At 66.9% G+C, this 7,818-nt stretch carries 7 protein-coding genes; 4 read left to right on the top strand and 3 right to left on the bottom strand.

The genetic code is table 11. The features are described 5' to 3' along the window. Positions 1-523: 523 nt before the first annotated feature. Complete coding sequence (locus tag QOD90_RS02810) at positions 524-772, top strand: hypothetical protein (RefSeq protein ID WP_526346456.1); 249 nt, start codon at positions 524-526, stop codon at positions 770-772. 11 nt (positions 773-783) lie between these two features. Here the strand turns inward: QOD90_RS02810 and QOD90_RS02805 are convergent, their stop codons facing one another. Then, complete coding sequence (locus tag QOD90_RS02805) at positions 784-1,485, bottom strand: Crp/Fnr family transcriptional regulator (RefSeq protein ID WP_526346454.1); 702 nt, start codon at positions 1,483-1,485, stop codon at positions 784-786. A 162-nt stretch (positions 1,486-1,647) separates the two neighbouring features. Between QOD90_RS02805 and QOD90_RS02800 the strand changes: the two genes are divergently transcribed. The 3 genes from QOD90_RS02800 to QOD90_RS02790 are packed head-to-tail and all read left to right on the top strand — an operon-like array spanning position 1,648 to position 5,970. Further along, positions 1,648-2,412 (top strand): beta-phosphoglucomutase family hydrolase, encoded by a 765-nt coding sequence (locus QOD90_RS02800; protein ID WP_526346452.1) that lies wholly within the window; start codon positions 1,648-1,650, stop codon positions 2,410-2,412. Next, the gene (locus QOD90_RS02795; protein ID WP_526346450.1) at positions 2,409-4,775 is read left to right on the top strand and encodes a glycosyl hydrolase family 65 domain-containing protein; all 2,367 of its coding nucleotides are present in this window, start codon (positions 2,409-2,411) and stop codon (positions 4,773-4,775) included. Before QOD90_RS02800 ends, QOD90_RS02795 begins: the two co-directional genes overlap by 4 nt. 40 nt (positions 4,776-4,815) lie before the next feature. Continuing rightward, a complete protein-coding gene (locus tag QOD90_RS02790) occupies positions 4,816-5,970 on the top strand; it encodes an NAD(P)/FAD-dependent oxidoreductase (protein ID WP_526346448.1) in 1,155 nt (384 codons plus the stop codon). Positions 5,971-5,990: 20 nt separating this feature from the next. Here the strand turns inward: QOD90_RS02790 and QOD90_RS02785 are convergent, their stop codons facing one another. Both QOD90_RS02785 and QOD90_RS02780 read right to left on the bottom strand, forming a co-directional pair. Beyond that, positions 5,991-6,749, bottom strand: coding sequence for an ATP-binding protein (locus tag QOD90_RS02785; protein WP_526346446.1), 759 nt, complete (start codon positions 6,747-6,749; stop codon positions 5,991-5,993). Then, on the bottom strand, positions 6,746-7,765 hold the full coding sequence (locus tag QOD90_RS02780) for a chemotaxis protein CheB (RefSeq protein ID WP_526346444.1): 1,020 nt from the start codon (positions 7,763-7,765) through the stop codon (positions 6,746-6,748). The genes QOD90_RS02785 and QOD90_RS02780 overlap by 4 nt, the downstream gene beginning before the upstream one ends. Between the last annotated feature and the right edge of the window lie 53 nt (positions 7,766-7,818).

Genomic DNA, 7,818 nt, shown 5'->3' with positions numbered 1-7,818 from the left:
CCGGTGCCACCGTGGGTGCGGCGATCCGTGCACCGACGGACACGGCGCAAACCCTAGGTCGGCTCCGGCGACTGCCCTCTCGTGAGCACAGTCCCTGACAACGGTGGCGGCATGACCGTAGACCTACGCCATGCGCACCCATCGGCAATGGGTAGCCGGAAAGTGGACTGACGGTTCGCCAACGACATCCTTGATCGGGATCACAACACGACCCCGTGGGCGTGTGCGGTCAGGTTCTGTGGGCAGGCCCAGGCTGATTGGACGGCGAGGGAGCGATGCCCCCATCTTCTGGTTGAAACTCTGCCGATCCGTCGTCCTCCTCTGCCTGGAGGTGCTCCTCTGAGCGACGTTCATCGGGTGTGGTCATGGTCGACCTCCTTACTCATCGCGTCTCGGTCCGCACTTCTCCCCTACCCGCCAGTCGACGCGTCAATCCACATCCGTTTCGGGCGCCGGATGCCGGGTAGATGCCGAATGAAGAAGAGGACTCGCTAGGTCGCCGCCTGAGCGAAGGGAGTGCATCTTGACGGCACGGGACGACTCAAGATTCAGCGCGGAATGGGAAGTGGTGGTCGCCAAGGTCCACGACCGTGGCAATCCAGCCGACGGCGCCGAGGAATCCGTGCTCGTGAACGGACCCGGAGCCGAGGCGCGCCGCGTCTATGCCGACACCATCGCCCACGCGGCAGACAGCGGATACGAGTACGTCAAGCTGCGGAACAAGGGCCAGGACGTCGAAACGTGGCCACCGCCAACCGGTTGGACGTCCTAACCCGCAGTGCTTCAGCGGGAGGAACGATCCGAACGCTGGCAACCATCGGTGCGCCGCGACAGCGGTTGTGAGTCGATGATGACGATGGCATCGCGCTCGAGGCGTATCCATCCTTCGGAGGCGAATTCAGACAGCGTCTTGTTGACGGTCTCCCGGCTGGTGCCGACCATCTGCGCGAACTGTTCCTGGTTGAGGTCGAGCTCGACCCGGATCCCATCGTCGCCTCGTGCGCCGAATCGTCGGGCCAAGCGCAGCAACAACTTCGAGACCCGCGCAGGCGCGTCGGATGACATCAGATCGACCAGGGCGTCCGAATGCCACCGCACCCGGCGCGCCAAGGTGCGCATCAAATCATCGGCCGACGACGGGTCGTCGGCGAGGCGACGCAGGAGTTGCGACCGGTTCAACGTGGTGGCGAGGACGTCCGTCACGGCGATTGCCGTCGCGGTGCGCGGGCCGACGTCCAGTAGCGAGACCTCACCGAAGACGTCGCCAGGACCCAACACCGTGAAGACACATTCGCGGCCGTCCGTTGCCGCGCGACCGATTCTCACCTTGCCTTCGACGATGGCGTATAGGCAGTCGGGGGCGTCGCCCTGGGTGAAGATGGACTCGCCCGTGTCGAAGGCAACCGTCGCGTCGCCCGGCCAACTCAACGAACCGCTACGGGTGGGCAGCACGACGGTCGGCGCGTCCAGCCTCGTCGCATGCATTGCGCTCCGTCCGCCAACCTCATCGCTTGCTACCCGGATTCACCTCGCCTGCGGCCATTCGCGGGATTTGCTTCGCGATCTGACCTTGATTCTTCGCTCAGCGGCCCGGTCTGAGATGAGGTGGCGACGGGTACTCCACATGCCGAGCGATCGAATACGACGATGGGAAAGAGGGGTGCCCGGTTGCTGGGTCTACCGAAGGGAGTCCGGGCGTGCCTCTTCGACCTCGACGGCGTGCTGACCGACACGGCCAGCGTGCACCGTAAGGCGTGGACGGCGATGTTCGACGACTTCCTGCACGACAAGGCAGCACGCGACGGATCGACGTTCGTGCCATTCGACGCCGACGCCGACTACCTCAGCTACGTCGACGGCAAGCAGCGTGCGGACGGGGTGCGGTCCTTCCTGTCCAGTCGCGGCATCTCGCTTCCCGAAGGCAGTCCCACCGACGATTCTGTCGCCGAAACGGTGAACGGGCTCGGCAACCGCAAGAACGACGCCTTCCTACACACGCTGCACACCGAAGGGGTGAAGGTGTTCGAGGGATCGCGCCGCTACGTCGAAGCCGTTGTCGATCAAGGCCTTGCGATCGCCGTCGTCTCGTCGTCGGCCAACACCCGGGAAGTGCTCGAGGTGACCGGGTTGGATCGGTTCGTCGACCAACGCGTCGACGGGGTCACGATGCGCGAGGAGAACATCGCTGGAAAACCTGCTCCGGACTCGTATCTGGCGGCAGCGCAACGGCTGGGGGTCGAACCCTCGGTGGCAGCGGTGTTCGAAGACGCCCTCTCCGGCGTGGAAGCCGGCCACGCCGGACACTTCGGCATCGTCGTCGGTGTCGACCGCGTCGGCCAGGCCGACGCGTTGAAGGCACACGGCGCCGACGTCGTCGTCACCGATCTCGCCGACCTCATGGCCGACCGGTGATCACCGCGGACACGTTCCCCGTCGAACCGTGGCAGGTCCGCGAGACCACCTTGGACCTGGAGTTGCTCGCACAGTCCGAATCGGTGTTCGCGTTGTCCAACGGCCACATCGGTTTTCGCGGAAATCTCGACGAGGGTGAACCGTACGGGCTGCCGGGCACCTACTTGAACTCGTTCTTCGAAGTCCGGCCGCTGCCCTATGCCGAGGCCGGTTACGGCTACCCCGAGGAGGGGCAGACGCTCATCGACGTCACCAACGGCAAGATCCTGCGACTGATGGTCGACGACGAGCCGTTCGACGTCCGGTACGGCGAACTGCAGCACCACGAGCGGGTGCTCGACCTTCGCGCGGGCACGCTGACGCGCCACGTGAAATGGCGTTCCCCCGCTGGGCGCCAGATCGCGGTGACCTCCACCCGGCTGGTGTCACTCGCCCAACGCGGCGTGGCCGCAATCGAATACGTCGTGGAGGCCGTCGACGAATTTGCCAGGCTGACCGTCCAATCCGAGCTGGTGGCCAACGAGGCTCAGCCCGAGACGTCGGACGATCCGCGGGTATCTGCCTTGGTGAACACGCCGCTGGAACAGGTTTCCCATGAATGCGACGGCCTACGGGCGGTGCTGGTGCATCAGACCCGACTCAGCGGGTTGATGATGGCCGCGGCAATGGATCACGACGTCGAAGTGCCTGGCCGCTTCGAAACGAATACCGAGGCACGCGAGGATCTGGCCCGAACCACCGTGATCTGCGGACTGCGCCCCGGTCAGAAGCTGCGCATCGTGAAGTATCTGGCGTACGGATGGTCGAGCCTGCGCTCGAGGCCCGGGTTGCAGGATCAGGTCGCCGGGTTCCTGACGGGAGCTCGGTACACCGGATGGCAGGGCCTGCTCGATGCCCAGCGCGCCTATCTGGACGACTTCTGGGCCAACGCCGACGTCGAGGTGGACGGCGATCCCGAGTCCCAGCAGGCGGTGCGCTTCGGCTTGTTCCACGTGCTTCAAGCCAGTGCCCGCGCCGAACGCCGGGCCATCCCCGGCAAGGGCCTCACCGGAACCGGTTACGACGGCCACGCCTTCTGGGACACCGAGGGATTCGTGCTTCCCGTGTTGACCTACACCCACCCGCAGGCCGCTGCCGACGCGTTGCGCTGGCGGGCCTCCACCCTTGATCTGGCACGCCAACGGGCCAAGGAACTGGACCTCCTTGGCGCCAGCTTCCCGTGGCGCACGATCCGCGGCCAGGAGTGCTCCGCCTATTGGCCCGCGGGCACAGCGGCCTGGCACGTCAACGCCGACATCGCCGCCGCGTTCGAACGCTACCGCGTGGTGACGGGCGACGAATCGCTGGAAGCCGACTGCGGACTGGCTGTGCTGGTCGAGACGGCGAGACTATGGCTGTCCCTGGGCCACCACGACCGCCACGGAGTGTGGCACCTCGACGGGGCCACCGGTCCGGACGAGTACACGGCCGTGGTGCGCGACAACGTCTTCACCAATCTAATGGCCGCGAACAACCTACGGGTGGCCGCCGCGGCCTGCGAACGTCATCCGTCTTCCGCCGAGGCGCTGCAGGTCACCACCGAGGAAACCGCCGCGTGGCGCGATGCCGCCGACGCGGCGCACGTGCCGTTCGACGAGGGCCTCGGCGTGCACCAGCAGTGCGAGGGTTTCACGACCCTGCGGGAGTGGCACTTCGACGAGAACACCGACTACCCCCTGCTGCTGCACGAGTCCTACGTGCGGCTGTATGCCGCCCAGGTGGTCAAGCAGGCCGACCTGGTACTGGCCATGCACTGGCAGGGCCACGTCTTCAGCAGCGAGCAGAAGGCCCGAAACGTGGACTACTACGAGCCGCGAACCGTGCGCGACTCGTCGCTCTCGGCGGCCACCCAGGCCGTGCTCTGCGCCGAGGTGGGACACCTGGAGTTGGCCCATGACTACGCCTTCGAGGCCGCCCTGATCGACCTGCGCGACCTGCATCACAACAGCCGCGACGGCCTTCACATGGCGTCACTCGCGGGCGCCTGGACCGCATTGGTCGCCGGCTTCGGCGGTCTGCGCGATTGCGAAGGCGTGCTAACCCTCGACCCCGCGCTGCCCGAGGAGATCAGCCGACTGCGATTCCGGTTGCGGTGGAGAGACTTTCACCTCACCGTGGCCGTCGATCACCAAGAAGTCGGATACACCCTGCGCCGACCGCAACACGACGGTGACGGTGACGGCACGCTCACCATCCGCCACGCCGGCACCGATCTCGAACTGACCGCGGGCGTCACGTCTACGGTGAAGCTGGTGGCGCGTGAGCCCCTGCTAGCCCCGCCACGCCAGCCACCGGGGCGCATGCCGCTGCGTCGGCGACGCTGAGACCACGTGTGCAGGACGCGGATCGGGGTATGACACTTCGGTGAGCACATCGGGACTGGTCGTCATCGGCAGCGGACCGGCGGGCATCAGCGCCGCGGAGTCGTTTCGTCAGCACGACCCAAGTACGTCGATCACCGTACTCACTGCCGATCCCGACCTGCCCTACGAACGACCGCCGTTGAGCAAGGACTTCCTGAGGGGCGAGACCGACGACGTCGCGCTGCATCCACCGGAATGGTTCACCGCGCGCGCCATCGAGCTTCGCCAGGGCCGCACCGTCCAGGCGATCGATCCCGACCAGCACACGGTGAGCGTCGACGGGGAACGAATTCCCTACCGCGCATTGGTGCTTGCCGCCGGGGCGGGACCGTCGCCGCTGCCCGTGCCCGGCGGTGAGCGGGCGCTGTCCCTGCGGGCGCTGTCGGACGCGCGCGAGTTGCGCAGCGCCGCCATTGGGGCCACCTCGGCCGTCGTCGTGGGCGCAGGCTTCATCGGCTGCGAAGCCGCTGCGTCACTGGCCAAGAGGGGCGTGGCCGTCACCTTGGTGGCGCCCGACCGGGTGCCTCAGGAGAAGCGTCTTGGCGCCGAGGCAGGCGAACGCCTGCTCGATCTGGTCCGGGAGGCGGGGGTGCGGTACGTCGCGGGTGCCTCCGCGGTGGCGATCGAGGACACCAGGGTCAAACTCGACGACGGCGTCTGGATCGATTGCGATCTGGTACTCGCCGCCACCGGCGTGACGCCGCGTGGTGACCTCGCCTCGAAAGCGGGTCTGCAGATGCAGGATTCGCGCATCATCGTCGGCGCGGACATGCGGGCCTCGGCCCCCGACGTCTACGCCGCGGGAGACGTCGCATTCGCGTACAACACCGCCCGCGGGCGTCACATCGCCGTCGAACACTGGCAGGACGCCATGGACCATGGGACCGTCGCGGGCGCCCAGGCGGCGGGCACGCCTGCCACCTGGCATGAAGTACCTGGTTTCTGGTCGACGATCGGTGACGCGACGATCAAGTACCACGCGTGGGGCGACGGATTCGACGGCAGCCGCGTGGTCGACCATGACGACGGCTTCACCGTCTGGTACGAGGCCGACGGCAAGGCCGTGGGCGTACTGACCTTCAACGCCGACGACGATTACGACCTCGGCGGAACACTCATCGCGGCGGGCCGCCCCGCGCCGGTGTCGACGACCTGATCGGCTGTAGACCTGAACCGCTAAAGGCGATTCTCCGGCCCCATCACCGCCCAGACCACCTTGCCCTCCTGGGTAGGCGTGTTGCCCCAGACTCTGCTGAGCGCCCTGACGATCTGCAATCCCCTGAGCGCAGTGCCTATTTCGTCCTCGTGGACACCAGCTGGAAGGTGACTGTGGTCGGTGACGGCCACCGTGACGGTGGCACCGTCGGTCTCCAAGCGGACGTCGGGATCGCTGCCGGTGTGACGTATCACGTTTTCGACGAGGACGCTGGCGACGACGCCGACCGTGACCGCCAACTCGTCCTGCGACCACACCGCCATCCAGTGCGAGACGTAGGGGCGGATGGAGGCGACGGCCGACGGGGAGGCCGGCCACACCTGCCGCACCCTTCTGCGTTGCGGTCTGGGCTGTGCCGCCAAGGCGTCCAGCGCCGCCGCGACGTTTCCGTATACCGGAAGGTAGCGGGCAATTCCGTTGCGGGCCAACGCCCGCCGGCCGACCGCATGCGAACACACCAGACCGATGGGGATGTCGGGCCAGTCGCCCACCAACCATCGTGCACTGGTGAACACGGACCAGGCCGACGGTGACGGCGCCTGAAGTGACGTCACGTCGACGACGATCAACGGCGGCACGTCGAGCGCTGCCTTGACCACGGCATCGCGCACCGTGCGATAGGTGGTGCCGTCCAACACCCCGTCGATCTCCAACGTCGTGTGAGCCGGTGTCGTGCGCCAACCGAGCCGCACCTCGCTTCGCGACTCAGAGGGATTCATCGTCGCTCGGATGGTTCGCTGATGAGGTCCGCCAGACGGTCGCGGAGGACGTCGACGGCATTTTCGGCCTCGTCGGCGATCGCCACGTAACGGCGTTGCAGTGCCCCTGGCCCGACGTTGTCGGCGAGCTTGCGGGACAACCTGGCCTTCTCCTCGAGGCTCCGCAAGGCAATCCAGAGCGCGTGCTCGGTCTCGCTGTCCCTGGCCAGGAATAGGTTCTCCGGTGTCCACGCATGCCCCACCCGGCATCGATAGTTGGTGGTGCCGACGGCCATCAGTGACCCGTTGCAATCAGGGCACGTGTAGCCCGACGGCGGTCCGAGGAGTTCGGCGTCGAAGGTGTCGGCGAAGCGGGGGCCCATCGCAATGCGATTCTCGAGTTCCATCGCTGGATCCGGCTCCGGCTCCATCGGAGCCTCCTCACCTCTAGTTCGCGTCAACTCCGCGAAGAGGCGGCCCGCCGACGCGGCCGTCACCTCGTGGTCAACGGTCCGTGCTGCGAGCGCATTGCGTGGCATGTCGGGGAACAGCGCGTCGTCAGGTCTCTGAACCACGGTGACGCCACCCCTCGAGCGTATCGCCACCAAGCCGAGAACCCCGTCGTCGAGCACGCCGGAGAGCAACACCCCGATCGCACGGGGACCAAATGCGACCGCCGCCGAACGCAGCAGCGGGTTGATCGCGGGGCGGTGGCCGTCCTCGGTCGGGCCACGCGAGACGACCAGCCGATGGTCGGCGACCAGCAGATGCCGGTCGGGTACCGACACGTAGATCCGGCCGGGGCGGACGTGCTCACCGTCGACGGCCTTCTGGGCAGGCAGGGGTCCAGAGCGATCGATGATCCGCGCCAGCACACTCGGGCTGCCGGCGGCCATGTGCAGAGTCACCAGCACCGCGTAGGGCAACTCGGCCGGCAGACCCGCCGCGAGCTGCTTCAGTGCCTCGACACCACCCGCCGATGCGCCGATGGCGATGATGCCGGGTGGTTGCTCCACACCGTTCGAGACAGGCTCCACAGCTTGTTGGCTACCCCCCTTCGCGCACCCTAAGCAGTTGGCTCGCGCCTTCG

This window comes from Mycobacterium sp., assembly GCF_032161845.1.
In the GTDB taxonomy this organism is placed as follows: domain Bacteria; phylum Actinomycetota; class Actinomycetes; order Mycobacteriales; family Mycobacteriaceae; genus Mycobacterium.
This window is presented reverse-complemented; position numbering and strand designations above follow the sequence as displayed.

Excerpts from the sequence above, each read along its gene's own strand:
- QOD90_RS02800 (WP_526346452.1), top strand. The coding sequence starts at position 1,648 with ATGGGAAAGAGGGGTGCCCGGTTGCTGGGTCTACCGAAGGGAGTCCGG.
- QOD90_RS02785 (WP_526346446.1), bottom strand. The coding sequence starts at position 6,749 with ATGAATCCCTCTGAGTCGCGAAGCGAGGTGCGGCTCGGTTGGCGCACG.
- QOD90_RS02805 (WP_526346454.1), bottom strand. The coding sequence starts at position 1,485 with ATGCATGCGACGAGGCTGGACGCGCCGACCGTCGTGCTGCCCACCCGT.